We start from the raw sequence: 24,095 nt of genomic DNA on the forward strand, positions 1-24,095 counted from the left end.
CAAGTGCGTTACGTCGACTACATCGGGAATCTGACCCGGCTTGCGGTCGAGATCGTCAACGGCGACGACCCGAGCGAGCTGCGCCGGGAGATGTTCTGCCAGCACCGGATCGCCGAACCCGACCCCGAGCAGCTCGGCGAGTTCCTGCCCAGGCTGCTCCGCGCGGTGGAGGCCGCATCCCAGGGCGGGCCGCTCGCCCCCGTCAATGCCCTGCTGGAACAGCACCCGCCGCTCATCCGGGTCGACGACCACAACGGCGAAGGCTCACCGCACCTGCACTTCGCTCCCAACGGCGAGAACCCCGTGCACTGGCTCGGACGCAGCTGCTCCGCGGCACTCGCGCACGTCGTCTGCGGCGACCCGGCCGTGACAATCGGCCGCTGCCACGCCACCGACTGCGAGCGCTTCTACGTCGACGACTCCCGCAACCGCACCCGGCGGTTCTGCTCCAACGCCTGCGCCAGCCGGACCACCGTCGCCGCCTACCGCGCCCGCCGCAAGGCTGGACACTGACCCGGCACGGTCACCCGTAGACAGGTTCGGGTCTCCTGACGGGGTCCTGACAAGTCACGCCGTAAGCTCTCGTTCATGGCTGCCGAATCCGTAAACCTGCGCCCCGTCGACGAGGACGACCTCCCCCTGCTGGAACGCTTCCTCACCGAGCCGGAGACGGCGGGGCCGTTCCAGTGGTACGGCTACACCGACCCGCGGCGGTTCCGGCAGCGCTGGACGGAGAACCGGCTGCTCGGTGAGGACGGCGGCCAGCTCATCGTCACGGCAGGGGACGACCCGCTGGGGTTCGTCGCCTGGCGGAAGGTTGTCGTCACGGCCTCCACCTACTGCTGGAACATGGGCGCCCAGCTGCTGCCCGAGGCCCGCGGCCGGGGCTTCGGCACCCGGGCCCAGCTACAGCTCGTCCGGTACCTCTTCGCCCATACACCCGTGATGCGGATCGAGGCCGACACCGAGGCCGAGAACATCGCCGAGCAGCGGGCTCTGGAGAAGACCGGGTTCACCCGCGAGGGCGTACTGCGGGGCATCGCCTTCCGGGACGGCCGGTGGCGCGACGGCGTCGCCTACAGCGTGCTGCGCGACGACCCGCTGCCCGCCGACGTGTGAGGCGTACACCTCGTCTTGCCCGGACTCCTACCTCTGCCCCCAGGGGAAAGGTAGCTGTCAGTGATCCTCTGGGTGGCAGCCCCGGGGCACGGTAGCAAGGACGACGCGAACCGACGCCCCGTCTTCCCCTTCGAACGCGACACGAAGCACGACCCTGCCTGGAGCCGCTTCTACGGCACCACGTCAAAGCAGCCGTCCCTGAGCATCACCCAGACCACCGACACGAATCCGCACGACGCACTGACCAGCACTCAGATCTCCGGCCACAAGGTCGCCGTCAACGGCCACCCTGGCGACTTGGATGACAACGGCCCCGACAACCGCACCGTCATCTGGTCCGACGGCACGTACACCTTCGTCATCAACACAGCCGACCCTCATGTCACCAATGCACAGCTTCTTGAGATCGCCAGCCATCTGGCCTGACGGGAGTCGACACCGAACTCGCCAAGCTCGCCCCGGCCGACGACCAGCGCCTGCCCCCTCGTCCCATCGCCCGGCGACGGCCGCCGGGGAGATCGCTCTTTCGGCTGGGGAAGCTCCTCAAGTAGTGTCCACGCTGTGTCGATGTGATCGGGGGACACGTCGGGAGAGCTGTCCACCGTGGCGGGCTTGCTCGTGGACGCCCTCGACTCCCGGTCGTGGCCCGGCGTCACCGAGATGGAACCGACAGACATCGCCCCGAAGCGGTGAGCTGTGACGAGGCGTAGGTTCAGCCGGGCGGCGTGGCCCCGGGCAACTGCCCCGACGCGGGCCTCAGGCTGCTCGCCGGTACGGCCACCGCCCAGGGTTCGGTCAGGGGTGGTGCGGGGGTCTGACCCCGAGGACGCTGAGCATCGCCCGGGTCGCCGGGCTGGGATTGAAGCGGCTCCACACCAGGTATTCCAGCCGGTGCGGGCCGTCCACGACCGGGACCAGGGCCAGGTCGGGATCGGCGGCGGCGAGCGGACGGATGAACGCCGATGGCAGCAGGGCGACGCCGAGCCCGCGCCCGATCAGCCGCGTGATCAGCTCCACCACCCCGGCCTCGTAGGCCACGTCGCGGACCAGCCCCGCGGCGGCGAACGCCCGGTCAGACTGGGCCCGCGCAGGCGTCCCCGACACGAAGTCCACGAATGTCTCCCCGGCGATCTCCGCCAGCGTCACGCGGGACGCCCGTGCCAGCCGGTGCCCGGCCGACACCGCCAGGACGTGCGCGTCGTGATCGAGGACGACCGCCTCCACCCCGGCCGGCCGCTCGCCCTCCGGCAGGCCCAGGAAGGCGATGTCCAGCTTGCCGTCCCGGACCGCCGCCGCCAGGTCGTCGCTGCGCCCCGAGCGCAGGGCCACCCGCACGTCCGGATGCTGGGCGCGGTAGCGCTGGAGCAGCTCCGGTACGTCGACGGCTGCCGTGGTCACGATCACGCCGACGGCCAGCCGACCGCGCACCACCCCGGTCGCGGCCGCCGCGTCCGTCACCGCCCGGTCGGCGGCGGCCAGACACTCCCGCGCGCCGACCAGGAACGCCGCGCCCGCGCTGGTCAGTTCGACCCGGCGGCTGGACCGGGCGAACAGCCGCACCCCCAGCTCTCGCTCCAGGGCGGCGATCCGGTGACTGAGCGAGGACTGCACCACGGCACAGCGCTCGGCGGCCCGGGTGAAGTTCAGGGTGTCGGCGACGGCGACGACGTACCGCAGCTGCTGGAGGTCCATACATCGATGATCTGTGGCCATGGCTGTGATGACAACCATGCTTTGGAATCATGGCTGCCCGCTGGCGACACTTCTCCCATGCATCCCACGCACGCCCCGCATCGGCACCGGGGACAGGCGGCGAACGTCGCCCTGACCGCGCTCGCCCCTGCCGCCTGGGGCACCACCTACGCAGTGACCACACGGCTGCTCCCGCCCGGCCATCCGCTGTTCGCCGGGCTGATGCGCGCCCTGCCCGCGGGGCTGCTGGCGCTGGCGATCACCCGGGTGCTGCCGCGCGGGCCGTGGTGGTGGAAGACGGCGGCGCTCGGCGCCCTCAACATCGGCGCCATGCCGCTGCTCTTCGTGGGGGCCGAACGACTGCCCGGCGGGGTCGCGGGCACCCTCGGCGCGGCCCAGCCCCTGTTGGTCGCCGCCCTCGGCACCGCTCTGCTTCACGAGCGGCCCACGGCCTGGCGGCTGGTTTGGGGGGTGCTCGGGGTGCTCGGTGTCGGACTCGTCGTGCTCGGCCCGCGGGCCGAGCTGGACACCGTCGGCGTGCTCGCCGGGCTCGGGCACACGGCGACCATGGCGGCCGGGGTCGTCCTCACCAAGCGCTGGGGACGTCCCGAAGGGGTCGGCCCGCTCGCCCTGACCGGCTGGCTGCTGACCTCCGGCGGGCTGCTGATGCTCCCGCTCACGCTCGGCCTCGAAGGGATACCGGGGCGGATCGACGCGGGCGCGACCGGCGGTTATCTCTGGCTCGGCAGCATGGGCGGGCTGATCGCGTACACCCTGTGGTTCCGCGGGCTCGGCCGTCTCCCGGTCGGTGCGTCCGCACCGCTGGTGCTGCTGTCCCCGCTGGTCGCGACGGTCATCGGGCTCGCCGAGGGGGAGTCGCTGAGCCTGGCGCAGTTGCTCGGCTTCGCCCTGGCCCTGACCGCGATGCTGGCCGCCCAACTCGGACCCAAGGAACGGAAGAAGACCGTGCAGGAAGGAGAGGTACATGATGAAGATCGCCGTGCTCGGAGCCACCGGGATGGTCGGTGCCCGGGTGGTGACCGAGGCGAGGGCGCGCGGACACCGGGTGCTGGCGTTGTCCCGGAAGCCGGCGAGTGAGGACCCGGGCGTGACACCGGTCGCCGTCGACGCGCAGGACGCGGCCGCCGTACGGGAGGCACTTGCCGGGTCGGCCGCCGAGGCCGTCGTCCTGGCCGTGCGGACGTACCCGGCCGACGAGGTCTTCCTGGTCGGCGCCACCCGGACGGTGCTGGACGCCGCCGCGGGGCTCGGGATCCGGGTGCTCGTGGTCGGCGGGGCCGGGGCGCTGCGCAGTCCCGCCGACCGGGAGCTGCCGGTCGCGGAGAACCCCGCGTACGTGCCCCCCGAGTACCGAGCGGTGGCCGCCGCCGGTGTGGCCCAGCTGCACGCCTGCCGCGCCCATGCCGGTGCCGACTGGGTGTACCTGAGCCCGCCGGCCCTGCTGCAACCCGGCGACCGCAGCGGCCGTTACCGGCGCGGCACCGACACCTTGCTCGTCGATGCCGACGGGCGGTCGTACGTCAGCGCCGAGGACCTGGCGGTCGCCATACTGGACGAGCTGGAAAACCCGGGCCCCGAGCGGCACTTCACAGTTGCCGAGGCACCTCCCGCCTAGTAGGACTCCGTTACCGGTAGTTCGTTAAATCCGGTGGTGGTGTGGGTTGACGTCAGGTCGGGTTGGTCGTAGGCCGGTGATAGATGTCAACTGCCTTGCTAGGAGCTGCATATGACAGCTCGCCGTCCGTGTCCGCCTGCACCGGGGCCGTTGGAGGACTACGCGGCCCGGTTCGACGACCTCTTCTTCAGCTTGGCCCAGCGGCGAGGGTTTCGCGAGTACCTGACCGGGCTGCTGGCGCCGCGGGAGCGGAACAAGACGATCACCTGCCTGGCCGGGGCGGAGCCGGTGACAGATGCGGGGATGCCGGGGGTGCAGCGGCTGCAGTTCTTCCTGTCCGAGTCGCCCTGGGAGGTCGAGCAGGTCAACGACCGGCGCCTTGAGCTGCTGCGTGAGGAGTCGGCAACGGCTCCGCACGATCGGCGCGCGAGCCGGCCCCAAAGAAGATCGCGGATGCCGTGGACGGAAGGACGCTGCTGATCTGGGCTACTGCGTCGCGCGCTGGTTCTCGGCGATCTGGCATCTTTGAGTTATCGGCGTTTCAGGCGGTGGCCGAGTCTCTGGGCGGTTCCTCGATCGGAAAGAGGATCGGGCTGAGCAAGTACCGCGCGCGGTCGCCTGCGGGCTGGTTGGCCAGCCGGGGGGCGATCGCGCTGCGCAACTCACCGATCAGCTCATGAAGTTCGTCGCGGCTGAGCCAGACAGCGTGCTGCCGGTAGCCGACAAGATCCGCGGCCGGGTCGGCGTGGTCTTGTCCGAGGTACGCATTGAACTCGGCGGCCAGCACGGCGAGCGCGATGGCGAACGCGCCACGGTGATCGTCGAGCGAGAGCGACTTGACGGTGTCGGCGTCGATGACCGCCCGGTCCTGGCGCAGGCGGAAGACCCGTTCCACCGCACCCCGCACCCGCCGCTCCTCGGCCACTTCGAGGATTCCGCCCCCGGAGAGCAGGTCGACATGCCGGTAGACCATCGCCTTCGACACGTCCGGCACCAGCGCGCACAACTGGGACGTGGTCAGCATCCGCCCGCCACGCATGGCGTGCACGATCCGCAGGCGCACCGGGTGCGCCAGGAGTTCCAACGTGTCCATGAGCCAACCTTCTCGCAATCTGCTACCGTTCGCAAAAAATGAGAAAGGTAGCGGGGGATGGAAGCGAGTCCGATACAGAGTGCGAGCGGGTCGTCGACCTGGCATGCAGCGGGCGCTTCACCGAGATCGAAGAGCTTTTCGCCCCGCGGCTGCGAGCAGTCGTGTACGCGGAAACGGTGCGGACGGCCTGGGCGACCGAGACGGGCATGAAAGGATCGATCTCGCAGATCGGTCAACCGACGACCGAACAGCGCGACCCGGGGCTGGTCCGCGTGAGCGTCCCGGTGACCTGCGAACACGGGGGCCAGACCGTGGTCATGTCGGTGGACGACACCGGCATGCTGCACGGCCTACGATTCGCCCCCCTGTCCACCACGTCGTGGACACCACCGCCCTACGCGTCCCAGAGCAGGTTCACCGAGCAGGAGGTCACAGTCGGCACCGGCCCACTCGCCGTGCCCGGCACGCTGACGCTGCCCCGCAAGCGCGGCCCGCGGCCCGGCGTCGTACTCCTCAGCGGCGGCGGCCCCTTCGACCGCGACGAGACCAGCGGAGCGAACAAGCCGCTGAAGGACCTGTCCGGCCGGCGGGGCACTGCGGCCCCTGCGCGACCCCGCCGAGGCGGAGGACGAGGACAACGAGGCGGGAACGGACAGACTGGATCGGACACATTGTTCGGACTGCCCAGGACGGACGGGGCTTGCTTTCCGGGGCCGGATCATTGGCGCAAGGCACCGTGACCGCGGTGGAGTTTGGCGCGTTGGAGGAGCAGACACGCCGATCCCGTACTCGCGTGTGGTCCTTCCTCACCTCGAGTGCGGGACTGGGCCGCCGGCTGCGGTGACCGCTTTGTCATGGCAGGCGTTCCCCGGGTCTGGGAGAAGTCATGGAACAGCAGCCGTGCCACGAGTCCGCAGCCCGGCCGGCCGCCGGCGAGGTGGCTGTGGGGGCCGGGCTCCACATCCGCCGCATTGCGGGGACGTTGACGGCCGGTCCCCTCGGCCCCTGCCGGCCGGCGCGCGATCGGCAGGGGAAGCGCCGTCAGGCTGTGGGTGATGTCTGGGGCCCCGTACGGCAGCAACCGACCTGCTGACATGACCAAGCGCAAGGGCCACCGGCTGTGGCATCCACCGCGCGTGCCCGGGGAGCAGCCGCAGCAACGTGTGGTCGGCCACCTGGAACTCTTCTACGACCAGGTCGTCGTCGTGTTGGTGGGACAGGCCGCCCACCATCTGGCCGGGCATCTCACGTGGTCCGGGGTGGGCGAGTTCGCCGCGGTGTTCGCCCTGGTGTGGATCGCTTGGCTCAACGGCACCGTCCACCACGAGCTGCACGGCCGCGAGGACGTGCGGGGCCGCGTCCTGTTCCTGGTGCAGATCCTCGTCCTGGTCCCGCTGGGGGCGTTCATCCCCAAGGCAGGCGGGGAGAACGGAGTCAAGTTCGCCGTCGACGCGGGGATCCTGTTCGCCGTACTGGCCGTCATCTGGATGCTGGCGGCACGCCGCAACCCCCCGGCGTGGCACGTGCCCAGCCGGTTGTACGTGACCTTGACGGCCGGGCGCGCGGTCGTTCTCTTCGCGAGTGCCTTCCTTCCACCCGGCGCCCGGCTGCTTGTCTGGGGGCTGCTGGCGGCCGCGTCCCTGGTCGAAATCGCGGTCGTGATCGCCCTGTTCCCGCACGGTCAGACGGAGGTTCTGTGCTTCACCGACGCGCTCAGGGAACGGTTCGGGCTGCTCATCATTATCGTGCTCGGTGAGGTGCTCACGGGCGTGGTGACCGGGCTGTCCGACGAACCGATCAGCGCTCTGAACCTGACGGTCGCGATAGTGGCCGTCCTGGTCGGATTCGGCGCGTGGTGGACGTATTTCGATTTCGCCGGGCACTATCGGCCCAGGCGTACCCGCGTGGTGACCCTCCAGTGGATGTTCACGCATCTGCCGCTCACGCGGACGGTGGCCGCCATGGGGGCTGCGATCGTCAGCCTGGTCGAGCACGCACACGACCGCCGTACCCCAGCCGCGACGGCCTGGGTACTGTGCCCGGGCGTCGCGATCGTGCTGTCGCTCACGATGCTCCTCGTGACCGGCCTGGAGGTCTGGCACCGGGACCGCGAGCGGTACCTGCCGGCCGTCCGCACCTGCCTCGCCATGGCACTCGCCGCCCTGGCCCTCGGCCCGGCACGCCCGGCGCCGCTGGTTCTCGCCGTCGTACTCGTCGTCCTTCTCGCCATTCCCTGGGCCGTTGCCGTGACACGCCGTATGGCCTTGGACGACGAAACGACCACGCCATGACGTTCACGGTCAGTCGCGCCCAGTACCTGCGAACGGCGTCTGACCAGGGTCCGTTCGATTCCTTACCCCGGGCAAATGCTGCCCCGGGCCCAGGTACTTACCGGGTCGGTCCGGGCGGTCGTCCCGGCCGCCGGGGATGACCGGCAGGACCGGGTCGGCGGGGGCGAACTCGCCGAGGTCGAGAGCAACCTCGCGCCAGTTGGTGATCGGCTTCAGCAGCCGGGCGGTGTCGTCGGGGAACGGCAGCGGCTCAGTGTCGGGGACGACGGGCTGGAGGATGGACGCGGCGAGCCGGACGTAGTTCACCGACCGCGGCGGCGCCGGAGGCGACGGCGTCGCGATCGACCAGGGCCTCGATGGTGCGCACGTTGCGCTCGAAGTAGCCGGCTTCGGAGTAGGCCTTGGACAGAGTGTTGGCTGTGATCTTCGCGTAGTACTGGGTGGATTGCGGGGATCGGTGTCCTAGCCAGGCCTGCAGCTCGAACAGGGTCATCGGTTCTTTGGCGTTGTAGAGCTGGCTGGCGATGGTGGACCGGGCGCGGTGGCTAGTGATGTTGCCGCGGACGTCAGCGGCCGGGACTCCGGCCTTGCGACACAGCATCGGGATGATGGTGTTGTTGATGTAGCTGGTGGAGACGCGGCGGGCCCGGACGGCGAACAGCGGGTCGACCAGCTCGCCGGTGCGTCGGTCGGTGAACTTCGGCTGGTCGGGGCGGACGGCCTGCCAGGCGTCGACGGCCTGGCCGAGGATCGGGTCGACCGGTTCGGTGAAGGCGGTGCCGGTCTTATGGGTGGGGACGTCGAGCAGGCAAACCGCGTCGCGGGCCAGGACCTGCTGCGAGTCGCCGACGATCGGTTTCCCGTCGCGCTGCCTGCGGATGCAGCCCACCCTCAGCCGGGCGATCTCGTTGCTCCCTCCGCCAGCAGCTGCTCGAACTGCCGGCTCCGTCGTCGCGGATGCTCTCGGCTACCACGACAAGACCACCACCAGGCTTCGCAAGGAGACCGGCGGAACATGGAGCCGATACTCCCCAGGGGATCACACAAGGTCACCAACGGGCTGGGTTCCTCGGGGAACCGGCGACAGTTGAATACGCGAACTCGCCAGTACGAAGGCCGGTAGCGGTCTGTGGATCGGAAACAGGGCGCGTGGCAGATCCCGACCACACCGGCCGGCACAGCCGGGAGCTCAGCGCTCGCGGTGGCGCAGGTAGTGCCGTGCGGCGCGGGCGCGGTTGCCGCATCCAGCGGAGCACCATTCGCGGCGCGGATGGTCCTTGAGGAAGAACATCATGCAGCCCGGTGCGTGACAGGCCCGCAAGTCGTGGCGCCCCGGGCCTGCCAGCAAGGCGGCGGCGCTGCTGGCCAATGCCGCGAGCGCAGCTGGGACGGGCGGGCGGTCCGTCGCAACGTTGGTCGTGAAGCCGTCCTTTCCGAAGCTGAGTTGCACCCAGTAGGGCGCCGCGGCCGCGCAGGCGTTCAGGTGGGCGAGGTCTTCGTCGCGCGCCTGGTCGTTCTCTGTCGCCGCCCTGATCAGGCTCCGGATGGCGTCACGTAGCGCCAAGAAGTCGGCGGTCTGGGTATCCGTCAGTTCGACGTCGGCCAGCGGTCCGCCGTTGCCGAGGCCGAGCGCCGTTGCGTGGCCTTGCAGCCACGCGGCCAGCTGATCCGTCGCGGCGATGCCGTCCCGCAGTCGGCCGCGCGAGCGGAACAGCGTGTTCGCGAACTCCACGGCCAGCGGCTCGCCCTGTTCGGCACCAGCAGCCGACGCCGGATGTCCTGTAGTCGTCATTGACTAATGGTAGCTCGCACTTGCATCCATTAGATCCCCCTGTCATGATCGGCGCAGCTCCTAACGGAAGCAGCGCACATCAGCCATTAGAATTTTCGGGGGCCCGCATGCCAACCACACACCCCGCACCCCACCCGAGTGCGGACGCGACGACCACAGCCCCGCGAACGCTCTGGCGCAACGCGGACTTCTTGAAGTTCTGGTCGGGAGAAACCCTCTCGCTGTTCGGGAGTCAGGTGACCAACCTGGCCCTGCCACTCACCGCGGTGCTGGTCTTCCATGCCACCTCCACCGAGGTCGGTCTGCTGCGCTTCCTGCAGTTGGTGCCCTACCTCGGGCTCGCCATGGTCTTCGGCGTCTGGGTCGACCGGGCCCGCCGCAAGCGGGTGATGCTCCTGGCCAACGGCGCGCGAATGGCCCTGATCGGCCTGATCCCGCTGCTGTCCACCGCGCACCTCCTGACCCTCCCAGCCCTGCTCGCGCTGGCCTGCGCGATCGGCGTCTTCTCGGTGCTCTTCGACGTGAGCTGGATGTCCTTCGTGCCCACGCTGGTCCGCCACCGCGACCGCTACCTGGAGGCGAACCAAAAACTGGGCACGACCTCCTCGGCCGCCGAGGTCGCCGGTCCCGGACTCGCCGGCGCACTCGTCGGCGCCCTGACCGCGCCGATCGCCCTGATCGCGGACGCCGCCTCGTACCTGGTGTCCCTGGCCACCCTGCTGTGGATCCGCACGCCCGAGCCGCGGCCCGAGCGTCCCGATCCGACCCGAGCGCAGGGCAGGCGGCACCTCGGCAGGGAGATGCGCGAGGGACTGCACTGGGTCTTCGGCGACAAGGTGCTGCGGCCCCTTGCGTTCATCGCACCGTTCTGCAACTTCTCGATGGTCACCATCTGGACCATGTTCCTGCTCTACGCAGTCCGGGTGCAGGGGCTGACGGCCACCCAGGTCGGCATGGTCTTCTCCGCCTCCAGCCTAGGAGGGCTGCTCGGGGCGGCACTGTCCCGTTGGCTGATCGACCGCTTCCGCCTCGGGATCCTGTACGCCGTCGCCATGTCGGCGATCTTCACCGGCCCGCTGCTTATCCCGCTGGCCACGGGGTCCAAGGCCACGGTGATCGGGTTCTTCGTCCTGTCGTTCTTCATCAGCTACCTGGGCCTCGGGGTGGCCAATGTGGTCATGGTGAGCCTGCGACAGGCGCTGACCCCGACCGCTCTCATGGGCCGGATGAACGCCGCCTTCCGGACCGTGCTGTTCGGCGGCGGCTCCCTGGGCGGCCTCGGCGGCGGGCTGATCGCCGGCGCACTGGGCCTGCGCACCGGCATCACAGTGCTGACCGTTGCCTCGGCGGCGATGGTGGTCCCGGTCCTGCTCTCCCCGGTCAGTAGGCTGCGGAACCTGCCGCAGCGGACCGCCGACGAAAGCTGACCCCGCCTCCGCAAACACGTCCCACCGCGCACCCAGGCAAAGACCCAGTCCGGCCGTCGAGAACCTGCAACCCGCTCTGGCTCACCGACGCCCAGCGCTCCCGGGTCCAGGCATGGCAGAAGGAGTACATCGAGCTGCCGGTGCCCTGCTCGCCGCGCCCGCAGTGATGGTCTCCGGGCTTCACTGGATGGGCGTGTGTCGACTCGGACGGCAGGCGACTGTTCGTGTGGTCAGCAGGGCGCCCGGGGGCCGAGTGGGAGATCGTGGCGCTCAATTCTGGGATGTCTTCTGGGAGTCTAGTTGCCGCCTCCTCCGGAGCCGTACCGGGTAACCGAGCTGTAGCACGGACATGCCGGAAGGGCCCGACCGCGCTCGTGGTCGGGCCCTTGGTCATGCGGCTGGAGGTTCTTCCGTCTCCGGTGGTGCGGCTCGGTCGTCGATGACGATGCGGACGGGCGTTCCGTCGCCGCCGCGGTTGGGCTTGCTGATGATCTCCTGCACTGCTGCGGTGATCTTCTGGCGGATGTGGTCGGCGATCGCCCGGGTCACGGGGTTACCGGTCGTCTCTGCCAACTGGCCGAGGCTGGTGATGGCAGCTTCGAGGCTGGGTCCCGAGAAGCGGACGCTGACGAATCCGTCGTGGTCTTCGACCTTGCCCGGGATGTGGAAGTGCTGTTCGTTTCCGGCGACTTGGATGAGGAAAGCCCAGGTGTCGCGGTGGGCTTCGACGGTGGCGTGGGCGACGCCCGCGGCGGCGCGGAGAATGTCCGGATCGGGTTCGGCAGGGCCAGGGGCCTCAGCCTCCGAGTGCGGCTCGCATGCCGCTGGCTCGGGTTGTGTCGGCGGTGAGGGATCCGCGGCCGGCTCGGGCTCGGGTGGGATGTCGGTTTCCGGCACGGCCGGCGTGCTGGCGGCCTGTGCCCGGAGCTGGCTGTCGACTTGGGCGATGGTGCCGCGGATGGCGACGAGTTCGCTGCCGATGCTGGCGAGTGGCCCGGTGGTGATGTCGTTGCTGCGGGCCATGGCATCGCGGGCGACGGCCCGGATTTCGGCAAGGCCGGTGGTGATGGAAGCAGTTGTGTCCTGCCGGATCTGGTCGATCGTATGCTGCTGGTCAGAGACCTGCTGCCTGATTGCGGCGAGGTCGGCTGTGATCTGGGTGAGCTGGTGGCTGATCTGCCGGATGGACTCCCTGTCCGCGTTGCCGAATGGCACGTTCCCCCCTCATGGTCACTAGTGACCTGGAACAGGGTGGAGTCGGGCCAACCTGGCGACAAGGATGTGATTCGGACACATGGCGGGCCCTCGGCCGCGGGTGCCGTCGAGGCTGTTCAGCGCCGGGGCTGGATGTTGTAGATCCGGATGGTCTGCTTGTCCTCGTTGACGGCGAGGATTGCGATCACAAGGGGCCGGACGAGGATGCGGTGGGTTCCGTCGTCGATGCCGCAGGGCTCGGTTTCGATGAACGGCTCGTGGCAGACGTCGGACAGCGCCATGGTGAGCTGTGCGCTGGCGTCGTCGAAGAGGGAGTCCCACACCGCCAGGAGGGTCTCATCGCAGTGGACGGTGACGGGCTCACACAGGCCCCCGCGGGCGCGAAGAGCACTCTCCTGCCTCTACGATGCGGATGCGGAAGCCGGGGCCATCCCGCGGGCGCGGCGAGCACGCCCGGCGGCCGAGCACGATGTGACCGGTCTCGCGGGACCATCCCCGCAGGCGCGAAGAGTGCGGGTCCGCCAGTCACGGGCCTGCTCGCGGGGCAGGTCCTTGAAGACGAACTCCGGTTCCTGGTCAGCTCGCGCCTGGTTGGCCCTGAACATCTGTCTCTTGGTCCATGGCCCCCGATTTCGACCATCACCTCGCCGACTTCATCGCCAGCCAGTGCGCTGACCAGCGTACCGAGCCGCGCTGAGCGTGGCTCAGCACATGAGGTGCCGCCCTGTCGGCGACGGCTGAAAAGTGGTTCTGGATCAACTTTCAGTGCCGGAGCCACGGAGGGTCACCACAACCGTGATCATGAACGGCCGTGGCTGATGTACTCCTCCAGTACCTGTGGTTCCACCAGGTCGAAGGTGTTGTGGTCGAAAGTGTCATACCCGACGGCGAGTTGGTGGTCGTGCGGGCCCGGACGGCTGCGGAACAGGCTGCGTGTCCGGCGTGTGGAACGGCGTCGGCCCGGGTGCACAGCCGGTACGTACGTCGGCTTGCCGACAGCGCGGTCGGCGGCCGCCCGGCGCTGATCGAGTTACGGGTCCGGCGGTTCCGCTGCTCTCAACAGGGTTGTCTGCAGGCGACGTTCGCCGAGCAGGTCGACGGACTGACGTTCCGGCACGGCAGACGCAGCGCCGGGCTGCAGACGGTGCTGGAACGGGTGGCGGTGATGCTGGCCGGCCGGGCCGGGTCCCGCCTGGCCCACGCGCTGGCGGCCAAGGTGAGCCGCTCGACCCTGTTACGGCTGATCCGCCGCCTGCAGGACCCCGAGACCTCGACACCGCGCGTGCTCGGAATCGACGACTTCGCGCTGCGCAAGGGGCACAACTACGGCACCATCCTGCTCGACATCGAGACACACCAGCCCGTCGACCTGCTGCCGGACCGCGCCACTGCGACTGTGGCCCGGTGGCTCGCCGAGCATCCCGGCGTCGAGGTGATCTGCAGGGACCGTTCCACCGCTTACGCCGAGGCCGGACGCCTCGGCGCCCCAGACGCGGTGCATGTTGCAGTTCGGTGGCACATCTGGTCGAACCTCGCCGAAGCCGTCGAGAAGACCGTCGTCCAGCACCGTGCCCTGCTGCGCGAGCCCCAAGTCGCCGTCATTGCCACGGCTGCCGAGGCCCTGGAAGGACTGGACCTCGACTTGGCTCCCGCTGCCCGCGCTGGCGATCCGTCAGGCGGTCGGGGTCGATGGTGGGAGCGTCCACCAGGCCCGGCATGGGGTGTGAGTTTGTGCTGCGCGTCGTCATGTCGATTGCCTCGCGCTCACAGTCGTGTTCGATGCCCCGCCAGCGCCCCTCGGGGGAACGGAGGCACGAACGGGGCCGTACACAACAGCTAACCCACAGTCACCTCGCCACAGGTATGACGAAATAGCTCGGAGCGCCTGCACGCAGACTGACGAATTGGCGTGCTCTTTACAGTCCGGACGCCCTACCGTGAGCGCATGGCGGATACCAGAAACGAGCCCTTAGCCGCCTGGATTGATCGTCACGGCATGTCGGTCAGAGAGTTGGTCGACGCCGGGAACGACGCCATTCGCGACTTCACCGGCCGCACCGGCAACACGTCCGAGCGAACCGGGTTCCGGTGGCTATCCCGGCGAGAACCGATGGCCCCAGGCACGCCAACGCATCGCGCTCGAACGGGTCACAGGCCTGCCCATCACCGACCTAGGGTTCGTGCCTCGGGGGAAACCCAAGACCACCCCATTACCCCCAGCATCACCCCCGGAGGACCCCCAAGTGCACCGCCGCCGGTTCGTCGGCGCGGCCACCGCCGCCGTCGCCGTCCCCCTCATCGCCGCCCCGAACTCGCGCCCGCAACACGTCGGCACATCTGACGTCATCCGGCTCCGTGACAAGGTGGAAGCCCTCGTCCAGCTCGACGCCGAACGCGGTGGACACACCGCCCTCGAACGCGCAGCCCTGGCCGGAGCCGACGAGGCCCTGAGTCTCCAACGCCGCTCGGCCACACAGCGCGTACGCCAACGCCTGTACGCCGTCGCATCCGATTTCGTCTCCACTGCGGCATGGTCGATGATCGACGCCGGACAGCTCGACGCCGCCGGCAAGCACCTTGACCGCGCCCTGTCCGGGCTTCGCGTGCGTCATCGGGTACGACGACGACGGCGAACCCGTGGGCTTCGCGTACGGTGCCCCGCCCACCCCGGGCCGCGAGTGGTGGCGCGAGCACCTGACCGAACCGCCGGCGGACGACTCCACGTTCAGCGTGTCCGAACTAATGGTGCGGCCGAAGTGGCGCAAGACCGGCACCGCCGAGCGCCTACAAACGGCGCTGCTGGAGAACAGGCCGGAGGCCCTGGCCGTGCTCCTGGTCGACCCCGACCATCCCAAGGTGCAGGCTCTCTACGAGACGTGGGGATACCGGAAGATCGGCAACCGCCAACCCTTCCCCGACAGCCCCAACTTCGCGGTGATGCTCCGCTACCTACCCTGACCGGCACGACCTCGGAGGCCTGCCCCACCGCTCCCTGCGAGACGTCCCCGTTCTCGCGGCGCCGCTGGCCAGCCTGCTCCACCACGGCCCCTGCGCCCCGTGTGGCGCCCCGTCCACGACCCCGACCAGCGAGTCCCCTGGACCGGGCCTGCGTACCAGCAGTCATAGCGCGCTGACCAGCCGTGGTCAGGGGTGCGCCCGGCACGGCCGACCCCATGGTCGGGCTCATGGCCGGGGCTGGTCGCCCCCGGCCATGACGACGCGAGCAGTGCGGCCCTGGCCGCCCGTGTGAAACGGGAAGCCGGCCCGGGTGTACGAAGGCACGGCGGACCTGGTGGCGCCGAGCTGGATGGACCGAGATGGTCAGGACGCCGGGCAGATGGCACGGGCCGCCCGACATTGGGCGTATTCACGTCGGCCGGCGCGCGCTACTGCTGCCAGGCATCGGCGCCCTGGTCGAAGTCCTCCTTGTAGGCGCGGCGCTGGGTGAGGTCGGATTCGGTCAGCTGCGGGTGTATCGGCGGCTGCTGGGGGGCGGGCCAGAGTTGGATCAGGTGGTGTTCGCCGCGGTCGCCGAGGCCGGGTTCGGGGTTGGGGGTGTGGCAGTGCAGGCGCATCCGGATCCACGCCGGCACGTGGTCGGTGGGCAGTTGGAGCGGGCCGTCTTCGGGTTCGGCCTCTTCGAAGTCTCCGCTGCCCAGGATGAAGATGACTGGGGTGTCCTCGGTGGCGTGCAGGCTGATTTCTTCCGCGGGCCCCCAGGCCGGCTCGGTCTCGGGTGGGGGCGGGGTGTCGTGGGTCTGGACGGTGATGGTGATGGTGCCGGTATCGGTGTCGGTGAGGATGTGCGCCGTGTCGCTGCCGATAGGCCCGCACCGCCAGCCATATGGCCACTGGGGCGGCCATTCGTAGTCCTCGCCGAGCGCGAGGAGGTAGCCGTACTCGCCGATCTCCGGCGCCAGGGTGGTCTCAGCGATGATCAATGGTGGTTTCCTCACGCAGAGGGGACACCCCCGGCTCGCGGGGATGCCCCATGGTGCCGTACGGCCCATCGTGCCAGACCGTCAGACGACGACGTAGAACGGGTCGTTGTCCATGACGTGCATCGGCCGGCGCCAGTTCGTGATCCGGGCGCCCTGGGTGTTGTTCTCGTTCGGGCTCACCCACGTCGTCTCGCGCTGCGAGGCGGGCAGCTTCGTGCCGCCCTCGTAGGTCGAGGCGAACGGGTACTCGTCACAATACGTGCGTCCCACCCGCTTCATGTCCGGCGGCGCGGTGCGGCCCCCGCAAACCGCCCTGCGGTTGTCGTTCTTCTGCTTGGTGTTGATCATCCAGTGCAGGGGCTTGCCGCCGTTCGGGTCGCCGTAGTGGCCGCCGCGGGCGCGGAGCGGGGTCGGCTGATCGGTCATGGCACAGCCGGAGGTGCCGTAGTAGTTGTCGCACCGCCAGGTCGCCGACTTGTAGCCGGTCGAGCCGGGGACGTAGCCCGCATTGGTGAACCCGAACGTGCACCTGGTCTGGGTCTTGCCGTTGATGCGGCCCTTGCGCATGGGCGCGGTCGTGTAGGTGACGCTGCCGCTGGAGCCGGTGTCGAGCAGGTGCGGCCCGTAGTGCGTCTTCGCGCTGGTGCCGTTCCCGGCCGTGGCGGTGAGGTTGACGGTGACGCGCTCATCGGTTTCACGGTGAGCGGGTGAGCGCCGTGGGGGTACTGCGCCGCTGTCGTTGAGTAGATGTACTCAGCCCAGCCGGGTACCCGCCCGCATCCGCCAGGCCCCCTCGCCGTCCTACGGTCCCCGTATGCCCGAGAAGACCACCCCACCGAACGACACCCCCGTCCTCGCACCGGCCCCGGCCGCTTCCGCGGGCCGCGCCCTGGGCTTCGGCTGCCTGGGATGCGGGGGCGTCGCGCTCGCCACCGTACTCGTCGTGCTCGTCCTGCTCGTCTGCAACTCGGGGTCGACGGACTACCCGCGGGTCGCGCCTGAGAAGCGGGCGAGCGATGTCTTCCGGTACTCCCAGGAGGCCTACGACGTCATGGGGTTCAGGCGCAGTGTCCGGCCGGGGGTCGAAAAGATCGGCGTCAGTACCGAGAACACGTTCAGCGCCGGCTACTGCTACGACGGGGGCTGGACGGGGATGGAGGACAAGACCGTCGACGGGGCCTACCGGCTGAGTCACGAGTGGGCGCTGGACCATGTGCCCGAGAGCCAGGCGGTCTCCGGCCTGCGCCGGCTGCACCGGCGTCTGACAGACGAGGGCTGGGAGGTCTCGTCGTACCGCGAGGGCGGCAACGGCAGGGACGGGGAACTCTACGTCCAGCGGGACGGCGGGGATCAGCTGATGTCCTTCGACTGGTACGCGGGCCGGCAGTACTTCGTAGCCGGCGCCACCGTGCCCTGTGCCTACGACCCCGGGTGGCAGCCGACTGACGCGAAGGCCTACTTCCCCGACTCCGCCGCCGACCCCTTGACCGTGCCCGTCCTCGCTCCGTCCTCCACGTAACGCCAGCGGCGTCGGGAAGAACCAGCGCTCCCCGCTCGCGCCCTTGGTGAAGGCGGCAGCCTTCTCGGGATGAGCGGACGAGGACGACGTGGACTCGGTGGTTCGATATTTAGGCCGTCGTCTTCGCTCACGCATCCGAGCCTAGCCATCCCGGCGCGGTGCGCGCCTGGCGCTCCTCGTGCCCGGCAACCGGGCAGTCGCCGGGTAGGGCCAATCGTCCCTTCGGGTGGCGTGTGTGGGCCACGCCGGTCACCGAGCGCGGCCATTGGGCGGATACCGTGGCCTGTCCCGTACGTCTGTCGCCCGGCTGGGCGCACCCTCCTTCCGTGGGCTGCGCCTCGGTGCATCCCTGGCGGAAGCGGAGCGGGCACGGGATTCAACGGAATTCGTTCGAGCCCCGCATGACACAGGAGAACGGGATGCACATGGGAGTGGTCAAGGGGGCGCGCCCTCGGTGGGGGAGAGCCGCGGCCGCCGATCACGACACCGTGGTCGACTGTAACCGCAATCCCAACGCCTTGGTGCTCGCCCTCAGCACTGCCCAGCCGGGATCGACGCTGCGGATCAAAGGCGTCTGCTTCGGCAACTTCGTCATCAACACCGACCTGAAGTTGGTCGGCGTGGACAAGGCGGTTCTGGACGGCCATGAGACGGGCACCACCGTGACGGTCAACTCGGCCCGGGTGCAGCTGAAAAACCTGACGATCATCCACGGCAGCGCCGTCAACGGTGGCGGCGTCCTGAACAACGGCGGCCAGGTGACGCTCGACAACTCAACCGTGCGCAACAACACCGCAAGCCAGGGCGGTGGCGGCATCGACAACCAAAACGGCACCCTGACGTTGAACCAGTCGACGGTGCGCAACAACATCGCCAAGGGTGTTTTCAGCTTCGGTGGCGGCATCAACAGTAACAACGGCACCGTGACACTGGATCACTCAACGGTGAGCAACAACTTCGCGGGGGGCACCGTGGGCAGCCTCGGGGGAGGCATCGAGAACGGCCGGACGAAGCTGAAACTGATCAGCTCCACCGTGAGCAACAACAGTGCCGTCGAGGCCGGCGGCATCGACACCTTCAACAAGAGCACCTTGACGCTCTCCGACTCCACGGTGAGCAAGAACTCCGCGAGCACCTTGGACTCCGGCGGCATCCTCATCGAACACACCAACACTTCGGCCACGCTGTACCGTTCCCAAATCCTCGACAACACCACGGGCAGCGACGACGGCGGCGGCATCTACAACCAAAGCAAGACAACGCTGGAGGAGACGATGGTGAGTGGGAACATCGCCGGGCGCTTCGGCGGGGGCATCTTCAACGGTCCCACCGGCAACCTCACACTCCGCCGCTCCACCGTCGAGCACAACACCGCCTACCAGGACGGCGGCGGCATCTACAACCTGGGCGTCGTGACCCTGCGCGACTCTGAGGTGCGCAAGAACCATCCCGACAATTGCGCCCCCACGCCGATCCCCGGCTGCAAGTCGTAGCCGAGCGCAGGAGACGAGACCCCCGGCCGCCGGCCGGGGGCCTTGTCGTTCAGCCGTCTTCTCCTCGCCGTTCTCCTCGTCCCTGTGGTGGTGGGGCCTGCTCCCGACGGCGGCCGCCGCTCTGTCGGCGGCCGGGCGCGGCGGCCCCACCGACGCGCAACACCGGTGAGCGCGCCCCGATCCCCGGCTTCGGCCGCGCCGCCCGTCCCGCCCTGTCCCTCACCCTCAACTCCAGCCAGGGACAGGGGCGAAAGCGGCCGCAACGGGGATGTCAGACCCCCGACCAGGCCCGTGCGGCGGGGGTGAACTGCACAGACGCGGCGGCGTCGGCGAGGCTCGCGCAAGAGAAGTCGCAAGAGATGCCGCAGGAGAAGACGCAAGGGCTGGCGCAAGAGATGTTGCCGCCCGGGCGGGCGCGGATCGAACAGCAGTTTCATCCGGGCCGATATTCTGCGGGCGAGGTGACTGGAAGACGTCTCCGGAACAGAAACACCATGACCACTCCCCCGCCGCCGATCGCGGAGTTCAACCCGTCCGCGCCGCCCTGCCCCGGTGAGCGGGTACCCGGTCGGGTGAAGACGCCGCGGCCGGAGAACTTCCGCGGACGTCGGGACGTCGTGCTGTGCGTGAGACAAATCAATGACGCGCATGTGGCGGTGCCGGGCCTGGCCGTGGTGGAGGTCGCGGCCGCCGATGGCACGACCGCCTTCGCCATCCAGGAGCTGCTCGCCGCACGGTGCGCCATCGCCCCGGCGGACCGCACGACCCGGGAGCCCGGCGAACCCGGTGTGCGGCTGCGGTGCTTCCTGGACTTGAGCCAGGAGCCCGGCTCGTAGCACTGTGGGCGGCGACCGCGTCCCGTTGACCAGCCATGGACGGGGTTGACGGCAGCATGGTCGCCGCTGTGGTCGATCTGGCCATCGGGGGAGGCGGTCGTCCAAGGTGAGGCGATGAGCGAACTCCGACCCGGTGCCATTACTGACGAGATGCGTCAGGCCACGGCCACGGCACAGCGACAGGGACTGCAGAAGGACCTGCGCACCCTCGCGGCCAAACACCCACGCCGACGCCGAAGGCCGGTACGCCGGCGCGGAACGCCGATGGCAGGCCGGAGTCGAGTGGACGCTGCTGTGGATCGAAAACACCACCAGTCAACTGACCGAGGGCCGGTCGTAGCAAGCTGGCGGGGGCGAGCAGCACTCTGGCCTGCCGTGGTCGGGCACCTGGTCCGGGCGACCGGTGTCGCGGTCGGGCCTGTGGTCAGGGCGTGTCACCGGAGTAGTAGAAGCGGCACACGACCCCGGGCCCCTGTGCACGAGGTTCGCCAGGGCGCGGGTCGTACAGGGCGCGGCCACCAGGCCACCGCGATAGCTCGGTGGACAAGGCCACGCCGTCGTCCACTTCCTCGGTCCGCCACCCGTGGATGTCCAGCAGAAGGCCGTCCAGCGGGCCGCCGACCAGTTCGGCGTAGGTCCGGTGCGGGACCGGTCCGGGGTTGGGGTCGTCGTGGTCGTGGCCGTAGACGCGTCCGTTCAGCAGCTGCTCATCACCGTTCATCCGACCAGCGTCGCAGCCGACACCGACAACACCCCGCGCGACGGCGGGCCCGGCCCGCGCCTCCGTTCATCCAGGCCGGGCCGGACCCGCCGTGCTCACCTCGCCTTCAGCAACGCGTCCAGAGATCGGCGCTCCTCCCCCACGCCGCGGCCGGCCACGCGCCACACCGGCTCATCGGGCCCGTGCTGGGTCAGCTGCGCCAGCCTCGTGGTCGCCACGACGATCCGGTAGTTCACGCTGTGGACGTGCCAGGCGCGCTGGTGGAAGGCCGCTTCCCGAGGGGCCGGGCCGCGCGGCGCGGGGCGGGAGCGAAGACGAACAGCAGCAGCGGGAAGGGGACGTTGGAGGGACGGCTCCGCGTATGTTCTCCTGCCAGGGGCTGCGCGGGACGCGGGCGGCGTTGCCGCGTCCGGTCGGGGGCGCGGTGCGCACCACCGAAGCGAGTGCCGCACCAGGGCCGGGAGGTCCTGCACTCCCCCATCGGCCAGTGTGCCCGGAGTGGAGTCCACTCCCCATCCGATGGACACCGCGGTGGACTCCACTCCCGACCGGGGGCACCGTCGGTCCGGGCACCGGATGCTCCGGGCACCCATCGGGGCCTCCGCGCTCAAGGGGGGATCGGTTCGCCGCACCCTCCCCGCCATCAGCCCCCGGCGCCCTCGCCGCGGGCTTCGTCGTGGTACAGCCCGGAGAGCACCGTGCCTGCCGACGAGACAGCCCTCCGCTTCAGAGCCGACTTCCATTACCTCGCCCGCCCAGCGTCGGCATTTCCGTCCGGGGGCATATCAGCAAAGGCTCGATATGCCTTGCCTCCGTGGTCTTTGGCTCGACGCGACGCTGCCATGAGGATCTTCGTGCGATAGAACGGAGGTCTGATCGCCCGCCTTCCGGGCGAGTGAGCGCGGAGGGATTCTGCGGGTCTGCCACCGGACGTGAAACTGATCGTGGACGGCATGATCAAGGCGTCCATGGGCATGGTGGACACGGTCATGGTCGGCACCCGGGACACCGCCATCGCCCTCTTCCACGAACTCGACCGGCAGCACGGCATGGCCGGCGACGACGATGCGGGACACGCGTTCGCGAAGGTCTACAAGTCCGCGGCAGCCACGACGCTCGACAAGATCGGCTTCAGCGCTTACGTGATGGGCGAGACCGGCAAGGGACTGATGCGTACGTCCCGCGAGTTCATGGCGCGGGAGAGCAGTGTCGCCTCCGCGATTCTCGGCCAGCAGGTGGATCTGACCGACGGCATGGGCGATCCCGCAGCAGACTGCTCGGAGAGCTTCCTCGGGCTGGGGCAGGAGCTTGCGGAGGTCGTCGGCGACACCGCGTGGTACGACCAGTACCCGCCGGGATGAGTGACCGTTTCCGCGGCTCGCCGGAGAAGCTGCGGGACGTGGCGGGTACCTGGCGCCGGGGCGCGAAGCCGGTGACGCGTTTCCTGGAGGACGCGCAGGCTTGCGCTCACTCGGACATGCCGGCGACGACCCTGCTGTCCGCGCTCCGCAATCGCGGGGTCCAGGACGTGTGCATCGTCGCTGGCGGGCGATTTCGTGCGCCGCAGCACCACGCCATGGATCGACTTCACCCCAGGAGGCTGATCCGCCAGGAGGACGACCTGAAGCCAGTACGGTCCGTCGAACTGAATTTCCTGTTCCGCATTTCTCCGATTGCCTTTGTCGAAGCCCAACCGAGTGAATCTCACCCCATGGGTTCACAGACGTTCACCGAAGGTCCGCCATTCCGCTACGCTGACCGTGCGTAACGTGTCGGTTGCGGAAAGGAGCGGTCATGGCTCAGGCGCGGACTGTGTTCTTTTTCCGCGGCGGCACGCACGTCCGCTACGAGATCGATCCGGTGACCGGCGCCGAGACCGTCAATCACGATATCTACCCGCGTGCCCTCGCCGAGGCGTGGACTGCGATGCCGACCTCCTTCACCCACGGTATCGATGCCGCGCTGACCTGGCCGGACGGCTACGTCTACTTCTTCAAGGGCAGCAGCTACCTGAATTACGACATCCAGAACAGCGCGGTCCGCCCGGGATATCGCAGAGTCTGGACAGGGCCGAAGGACCCGCCCCCGGACTCCTTCCGACGATCCAGCTGGTCGGCGCCAACGCCTATGCCCTGTACCGGTTCGACAACCCGGACCACCTCACCCCGTCGACCGTGACCGTGACGGTGCGCGGCGGAAGTGCGGCATTCGACGTTTCGCCGCCGATCGCTTGAAAGAGGAACTGATCATGAGTCAGCCGGGCACTGTAGCGCTCACCGTCCCACACGACGGCTCCGTCCAGGCCGTCGCGTTCAGCCCGGACAGCGCGCGGTTCGCCAGCGGCGGCACCGACTCGGTGCTGCGGGTGCGCGCGGTCGGCATCGGCGCCCCGCTCGACGTGCCCAGCCAGGGATTCGTCTCCGCCATCGCGTTCAGCCCGGACGGTTCCGCGTTCGCGGTGGCCGACTTCGAGCAGGTGTTCCTGCGCAACGGCTCGACCGGCTCGGCGATCTGGCAGGGGCCGCTCGATCCCGGCAACTCCGTGAAGACCGTACGGTTCTGCCCGGACGGCAGGCTGGTTGCGGCGACGGACACGGCAGTCGTCGTACTCGATGGCGCCACCGGCAAGACAGTGCAGCGGATTCCCGTCGACACTCCGCAGATCGCCGATCTCGACCTGAGCCGGGACGGCACCCGCATCGCGCTGGCCATCGACCAAAACCACGGCGGCGACCACAAGGCCGCCGGAGACGCGCGAGTGGTGGAGCTGGCCACCGGCGCCGAGGTCGGGCGACTGACCCCGGACAACGCGGTCCTCGCGGTCGCGTTCAGCCCCGACGCCTCCCTGGTGCTGTGCTGCTCCGCCGACGACACCACCCGGATGTTCCAGGCGGGCGGCGGGGCGCAGGTGTGGCCGGCCAAGGACGATGTCGACGACCAGGTCACCGCCCCGAGCTGTCTGGCGTTCGATCCGAAGGGCCGGTGGACCGTGGTCGGCGGTGCGGACGGGTTCGCCCGGGTGCTGGAGGCGGAGTCGGGGGTCGAGATGGGCCGGGCGCCGAAGCTCACGCCGGGTGGCCCCAACCCGGAGTTGGGCGCTGTCACGCATGTGGCGTTCAGCCCCAACGGCAAGGTGGCGGCCAGCGCGTCCATTGACAACGTGGTGCGCGTGTTCGGCCTGGACGGCAACGAGCACTACACGGTGGCCACCGACGAGGTGCTGGCGATGGAGTTCAGCCCGGATGGCCGCTGGCTCGGCGTCGGCTGCTTCAAGCGCGCGCTCGTCATCGACAACGGCGAACCCGGCCTCGGGTGAGGCG

27 protein-coding genes and 2 pseudogenes are annotated in these 24,095 nt (G+C 69.3%); 18 read left to right on the forward strand and 11 right to left on the reverse strand.

All coding sequences use genetic code 11. The features are described 5' to 3' along the window. Positions 1-3: 3 nt before the first annotated feature. The 3 genes from A6P39_RS01940 (at position 4) to A6P39_RS01950 (ending at position 1,545) form a co-directional block, all read left to right on the forward strand. Entirely contained in the window at positions 4-513 is a 510-nt protein-coding gene (locus A6P39_RS01940; RefSeq protein ID WP_067045223.1) for a CGNR zinc finger domain-containing protein, read from the forward strand. 75 nt (positions 514-588) lie between these two features. Further along, positions 589-1,119, forward strand: a complete 531-nt coding sequence (locus tag A6P39_RS01945; RefSeq protein WP_067045220.1) for a GNAT family N-acetyltransferase — start codon at positions 589-591, stop codon at positions 1,117-1,119. A 60-nt stretch (positions 1,120-1,179) separates the two neighbouring features. Beyond that, positions 1,180-1,545: a hypothetical protein gene (locus tag A6P39_RS01950; RefSeq protein WP_067045217.1), complete on the forward strand. Its 366-nt coding sequence runs from the start codon at positions 1,180-1,182 to the stop codon at positions 1,543-1,545. 369 nt (positions 1,546-1,914) lie between these two features. Here the strand turns inward: A6P39_RS01950 and A6P39_RS01955 are convergent, their stop codons facing one another. Next, on the reverse strand, positions 1,915-2,811 hold the full coding sequence (locus A6P39_RS01955) for a LysR family transcriptional regulator (RefSeq protein ID WP_067045214.1): 897 nt from the start codon (positions 2,809-2,811) through the stop codon (positions 1,915-1,917). 78 nt (positions 2,812-2,889) lie between these two features. On the opposite strand from A6P39_RS01955, the gene A6P39_RS01960 reads away from it, so the two are divergent. The 3 genes and pseudogenes from A6P39_RS01960 to A6P39_RS01970 all read left to right on the forward strand — a co-directional run. After that, positions 2,890-3,909 carry an EamA family transporter gene (locus A6P39_RS01960; protein ID WP_079133340.1) on the forward strand — a complete coding sequence of 340 codons (1,020 nt, stop codon included), beginning with the start codon at positions 2,890-2,892 and terminating at the stop codon, positions 3,907-3,909. Further along, positions 3,800-4,447, forward strand: coding sequence for an NAD(P)-dependent oxidoreductase (locus tag A6P39_RS01965; RefSeq protein ID WP_067045211.1), 648 nt, complete (start codon positions 3,800-3,802; stop codon positions 4,445-4,447). The genes A6P39_RS01960 and A6P39_RS01965 overlap by 110 nt, the downstream gene beginning before the upstream one ends. 111 nt (positions 4,448-4,558) lie before the next feature. Continuing rightward, positions 4,559-4,867 (forward strand): annotated as a pseudogene (locus A6P39_RS01970) (IS701 family transposase); the annotation flags it as partial. Positions 4,868-4,988: 121 nt separating this feature from the next. On the opposite strand, the gene A6P39_RS01975 reads toward A6P39_RS01970, so the two are convergent. Next, on the reverse strand, positions 4,989-5,540 hold the full coding sequence (locus tag A6P39_RS01975) for a helix-turn-helix domain-containing protein (RefSeq protein WP_067045205.1): 552 nt from the start codon (positions 5,538-5,540) through the stop codon (positions 4,989-4,991). A gap of 38 nt (positions 5,541-5,578) precedes the next feature. On the opposite strand from A6P39_RS01975, the gene A6P39_RS01980 reads away from it, so the two are divergent. Together A6P39_RS01980 and A6P39_RS01985 are read left to right on the forward strand one after the other, a co-directional pair. Further along, positions 5,579-6,280 carry a hypothetical protein gene (locus A6P39_RS01980; RefSeq protein WP_331454079.1) on the forward strand — a complete coding sequence of 234 codons (702 nt, stop codon included), beginning with the start codon at positions 5,579-5,581 and terminating at the stop codon, positions 6,278-6,280. A gap of 354 nt (positions 6,281-6,634) precedes the next feature. After that, the gene (locus tag A6P39_RS01985; protein WP_067045199.1) at positions 6,635-7,831 is read left to right on the forward strand and encodes a low temperature requirement protein A; all 1,197 of its coding nucleotides are present in this window, start codon (positions 6,635-6,637) and stop codon (positions 7,829-7,831) included. A gap of 250 nt (positions 7,832-8,081) precedes the next feature. On the opposite strand, the gene A6P39_RS01990 is transcribed toward A6P39_RS01985, so the two are convergent. Further along, complete coding sequence (locus A6P39_RS01990; RefSeq protein ID WP_234378867.1) at positions 8,082-8,720, reverse strand: tyrosine-type recombinase/integrase; 639 nt, start codon at positions 8,718-8,720, stop codon at positions 8,082-8,084. Between the two features lie 300 nt (positions 8,721-9,020). After that, a complete protein-coding gene (locus tag A6P39_RS01995; protein WP_067045196.1) occupies positions 9,021-9,623 on the reverse strand; it encodes a CGNR zinc finger domain-containing protein in 603 nt (200 codons plus the stop codon). Between the two features lie 107 nt (positions 9,624-9,730). On the opposite strand from A6P39_RS01995, the gene A6P39_RS02000 reads away from it, so the two are divergent. Continuing rightward, a complete protein-coding gene (locus A6P39_RS02000) occupies positions 9,731-11,050 on the forward strand; it encodes an MFS transporter (RefSeq protein WP_067045193.1) in 1,320 nt (439 codons plus the stop codon). A gap of 390 nt (positions 11,051-11,440) precedes the next feature. On the opposite strand, the gene A6P39_RS02005 is transcribed toward A6P39_RS02000, so the two are convergent. Further along, positions 11,441-12,265, reverse strand: coding sequence for a hypothetical protein (locus tag A6P39_RS02005; RefSeq protein WP_067045191.1), 825 nt, complete (start codon positions 12,263-12,265; stop codon positions 11,441-11,443). A gap of 116 nt (positions 12,266-12,381) precedes the next feature. Then, positions 12,382-12,588 carry a hypothetical protein gene (locus A6P39_RS02010; protein ID WP_079133337.1) on the reverse strand — a complete coding sequence of 69 codons (207 nt, stop codon included), beginning with the start codon at positions 12,586-12,588 and terminating at the stop codon, positions 12,382-12,384. 578 nt (positions 12,589-13,166) lie between these two features. Here A6P39_RS02010 and A6P39_RS02015 point away from each other — a divergent pair. After that, positions 13,167-14,105, forward strand: a complete 939-nt coding sequence (locus tag A6P39_RS02015) for an ISL3 family transposase (RefSeq protein WP_275883974.1) — start codon at positions 13,167-13,169, stop codon at positions 14,103-14,105. A gap of 382 nt (positions 14,106-14,487) precedes the next feature. Here A6P39_RS02015 and A6P39_RS02020 read toward each other — a convergent pair whose 3' ends face one another. After that, on the reverse strand, positions 14,488-14,877 hold the full coding sequence (locus tag A6P39_RS02020; protein ID WP_159396027.1) for a hypothetical protein: 390 nt from the start codon (positions 14,875-14,877) through the stop codon (positions 14,488-14,490). On the opposite strand from A6P39_RS02020, the pseudogene A6P39_RS02025 reads away from it, so the two are divergent. Continuing rightward, positions 14,858-15,223, forward strand: a pseudogene (locus A6P39_RS02025) (GNAT family N-acetyltransferase); the annotation flags it as partial. The gene A6P39_RS02020 and the pseudogene A6P39_RS02025 overlap by 20 nt on opposite strands. Positions 15,224-15,651: 428 nt before the next feature. Here A6P39_RS02025 and A6P39_RS02030 read toward each other — a convergent pair. Continuing rightward, a complete protein-coding gene (locus A6P39_RS02030; RefSeq protein WP_067045180.1) occupies positions 15,652-16,206 on the reverse strand; it encodes a hypothetical protein in 555 nt (184 codons plus the stop codon). A gap of 81 nt (positions 16,207-16,287) precedes the next feature. Next, complete coding sequence (locus A6P39_RS02035; RefSeq protein WP_067045177.1) at positions 16,288-16,773, reverse strand: NucA/NucB deoxyribonuclease domain-containing protein; 486 nt, start codon at positions 16,771-16,773, stop codon at positions 16,288-16,290. Between the two features lie 247 nt (positions 16,774-17,020). Here A6P39_RS02035 and A6P39_RS02040 point away from each other — a divergent pair, with 247 nt between their 5' ends. From A6P39_RS02040 to A6P39_RS02050, 3 genes are all read left to right on the forward strand, one after another. Then, positions 17,021-17,725, forward strand: a complete 705-nt coding sequence (locus A6P39_RS02040; protein WP_067045174.1) for a hypothetical protein — start codon at positions 17,021-17,023, stop codon at positions 17,723-17,725. Between the two features lie 401 nt (positions 17,726-18,126). Next, the gene (locus A6P39_RS02045; protein WP_159396026.1) at positions 18,127-19,218 is read left to right on the forward strand and encodes a hypothetical protein; all 1,092 of its coding nucleotides are present in this window, start codon (positions 18,127-18,129) and stop codon (positions 19,216-19,218) included. A gap of 626 nt (positions 19,219-19,844) precedes the next feature. Continuing rightward, positions 19,845-20,054 (forward strand): DUF6207 family protein, encoded by a 210-nt coding sequence (locus A6P39_RS02050; protein WP_067045295.1) that lies wholly within the window; start codon positions 19,845-19,847, stop codon positions 20,052-20,054. A 424-nt stretch (positions 20,055-20,478) separates the two neighbouring features. Here the strand turns inward: A6P39_RS02050 and A6P39_RS02055 are convergent, their stop codons facing one another. Together A6P39_RS02055 and A6P39_RS02060 are read right to left on the reverse strand one after the other, a co-directional pair. Beyond that, on the reverse strand, positions 20,479-20,775 hold the full coding sequence (locus tag A6P39_RS02055) for a hypothetical protein (RefSeq protein WP_067045167.1): 297 nt from the start codon (positions 20,773-20,775) through the stop codon (positions 20,479-20,481). 95 nt (positions 20,776-20,870) lie between these two features. After that, complete coding sequence (locus tag A6P39_RS02060) at positions 20,871-21,011, reverse strand: hypothetical protein (protein ID WP_275883778.1); 141 nt, start codon at positions 21,009-21,011, stop codon at positions 20,871-20,873. A 717-nt stretch (positions 21,012-21,728) separates the two neighbouring features. On the opposite strand from A6P39_RS02060, the gene A6P39_RS02065 reads away from it, so the two are divergent. The 4 genes from A6P39_RS02065 (at position 21,729) to A6P39_RS02080 (ending at position 24,091) form a co-directional block, all read left to right on the forward strand. Beyond that, the gene (locus tag A6P39_RS02065) at positions 21,729-22,136 is read left to right on the forward strand and encodes a hypothetical protein (RefSeq protein WP_199840784.1); all 408 of its coding nucleotides are present in this window, start codon (positions 21,729-21,731) and stop codon (positions 22,134-22,136) included. Beyond that, the gene (locus A6P39_RS02070) at positions 22,133-22,543 is read left to right on the forward strand and encodes a hypothetical protein (protein WP_067045160.1); all 411 of its coding nucleotides are present in this window, start codon (positions 22,133-22,135) and stop codon (positions 22,541-22,543) included. The genes A6P39_RS02065 and A6P39_RS02070 overlap by 4 nt, the downstream gene beginning before the upstream one ends. A gap of 26 nt (positions 22,544-22,569) precedes the next feature. Continuing rightward, a complete protein-coding gene (locus tag A6P39_RS02075) occupies positions 22,570-22,953 on the forward strand; it encodes a hemopexin repeat-containing protein (RefSeq protein ID WP_067045157.1) in 384 nt (127 codons plus the stop codon). Between the two features lie 70 nt (positions 22,954-23,023). Next, positions 23,024-24,091 carry a WD40 repeat domain-containing protein gene (locus tag A6P39_RS02080; RefSeq protein WP_067045154.1) on the forward strand — a complete coding sequence of 356 codons (1,068 nt, stop codon included), beginning with the start codon at positions 23,024-23,026 and terminating at the stop codon, positions 24,089-24,091. Positions 24,092-24,095 lie beyond the last annotated feature (4 nt).

The sequence above is a fragment of the Streptomyces sp. FXJ1.172 genome (assembly GCF_001636945.3).
Taxonomy (GTDB): Bacteria; Actinomycetota; Actinomycetes; order Streptomycetales; family Streptomycetaceae; genus Streptomyces.

What these genes read in the sequence shown, in the direction of transcription:
- A6P39_RS01955 (WP_067045214.1), bottom strand. Translation starts at nt 2,811, where the DNA reads ATGGACCTCCAGCAGCTGCGGTACGTCGTCGCCGTCGCCGACACCCTG.
- A6P39_RS02035 (WP_067045177.1), bottom strand. Translation starts at nt 16,773, where the DNA reads ATGCGCAAGGGCCGCATCAACGGCAAGACCCAGACCAGGTGCACGTTC.
- A6P39_RS02055 (WP_067045167.1), bottom strand. Translation starts at nt 20,775, where the DNA reads ATGAACGGTGATGAGCAGCTGCTGAACGGACGCGTCTACGGCCACGAC.
- A6P39_RS01965 (WP_067045211.1), top strand. Translation starts at nt 3,800, where the DNA reads ATGAAGATCGCCGTGCTCGGAGCCACCGGGATGGTCGGTGCCCGGGTG.
- A6P39_RS02080 (WP_067045154.1), top strand. Translation starts at nt 23,024, where the DNA reads ATGAGTCAGCCGGGCACTGTAGCGCTCACCGTCCCACACGACGGCTCC.
- A6P39_RS01945 (WP_067045220.1), top strand. Translation starts at nt 589, where the DNA reads ATGGCTGCCGAATCCGTAAACCTGCGCCCCGTCGACGAGGACGACCTC.
- A6P39_RS02000 (WP_067045193.1), top strand. Translation starts at nt 9,731, where the DNA reads ATGCCAACCACACACCCCGCACCCCACCCGAGTGCGGACGCGACGACC.
- A6P39_RS02045 (WP_159396026.1), top strand. Translation starts at nt 18,127, where the DNA reads ATGACACAGGAGAACGGGATGCACATGGGAGTGGTCAAGGGGGCGCGC.
- A6P39_RS01960 (WP_079133340.1), top strand. Translation starts at nt 2,890, where the DNA reads ATGCATCCCACGCACGCCCCGCATCGGCACCGGGGACAGGCGGCGAAC.
- A6P39_RS02070 (WP_067045160.1), top strand. Translation starts at nt 22,133, where the DNA reads ATGAGTGACCGTTTCCGCGGCTCGCCGGAGAAGCTGCGGGACGTGGCG.
- A6P39_RS01995 (WP_067045196.1), bottom strand. Translation starts at nt 9,623, where the DNA reads ATGACGACTACAGGACATCCGGCGTCGGCTGCTGGTGCCGAACAGGGC.
- A6P39_RS01985 (WP_067045199.1), top strand. Translation starts at nt 6,635, where the DNA reads ATGACCAAGCGCAAGGGCCACCGGCTGTGGCATCCACCGCGCGTGCCC.
- A6P39_RS02020 (WP_159396027.1), bottom strand. Translation starts at nt 14,877, where the DNA reads ATGACGCACGCGAAGCCCGGACAGGGCGCGGTCAAGGTGCTTGCCGGC.
- A6P39_RS01980 (WP_331454079.1), top strand. Translation starts at nt 5,579, where the DNA reads ATGAGAAAGGTAGCGGGGGATGGAAGCGAGTCCGATACAGAGTGCGAG.
- A6P39_RS02065 (WP_199840784.1), top strand. Translation starts at nt 21,729, where the DNA reads ATGATCAAGGCGTCCATGGGCATGGTGGACACGGTCATGGTCGGCACC.
- A6P39_RS01975 (WP_067045205.1), bottom strand. Translation starts at nt 5,540, where the DNA reads ATGGACACGTTGGAACTCCTGGCGCACCCGGTGCGCCTGCGGATCGTG.
- A6P39_RS02040 (WP_067045174.1), top strand. Translation starts at nt 17,021, where the DNA reads ATGCCCGAGAAGACCACCCCACCGAACGACACCCCCGTCCTCGCACCG.
- A6P39_RS02075 (WP_067045157.1), top strand. Translation starts at nt 22,570, where the DNA reads ATGGCTCAGGCGCGGACTGTGTTCTTTTTCCGCGGCGGCACGCACGTC.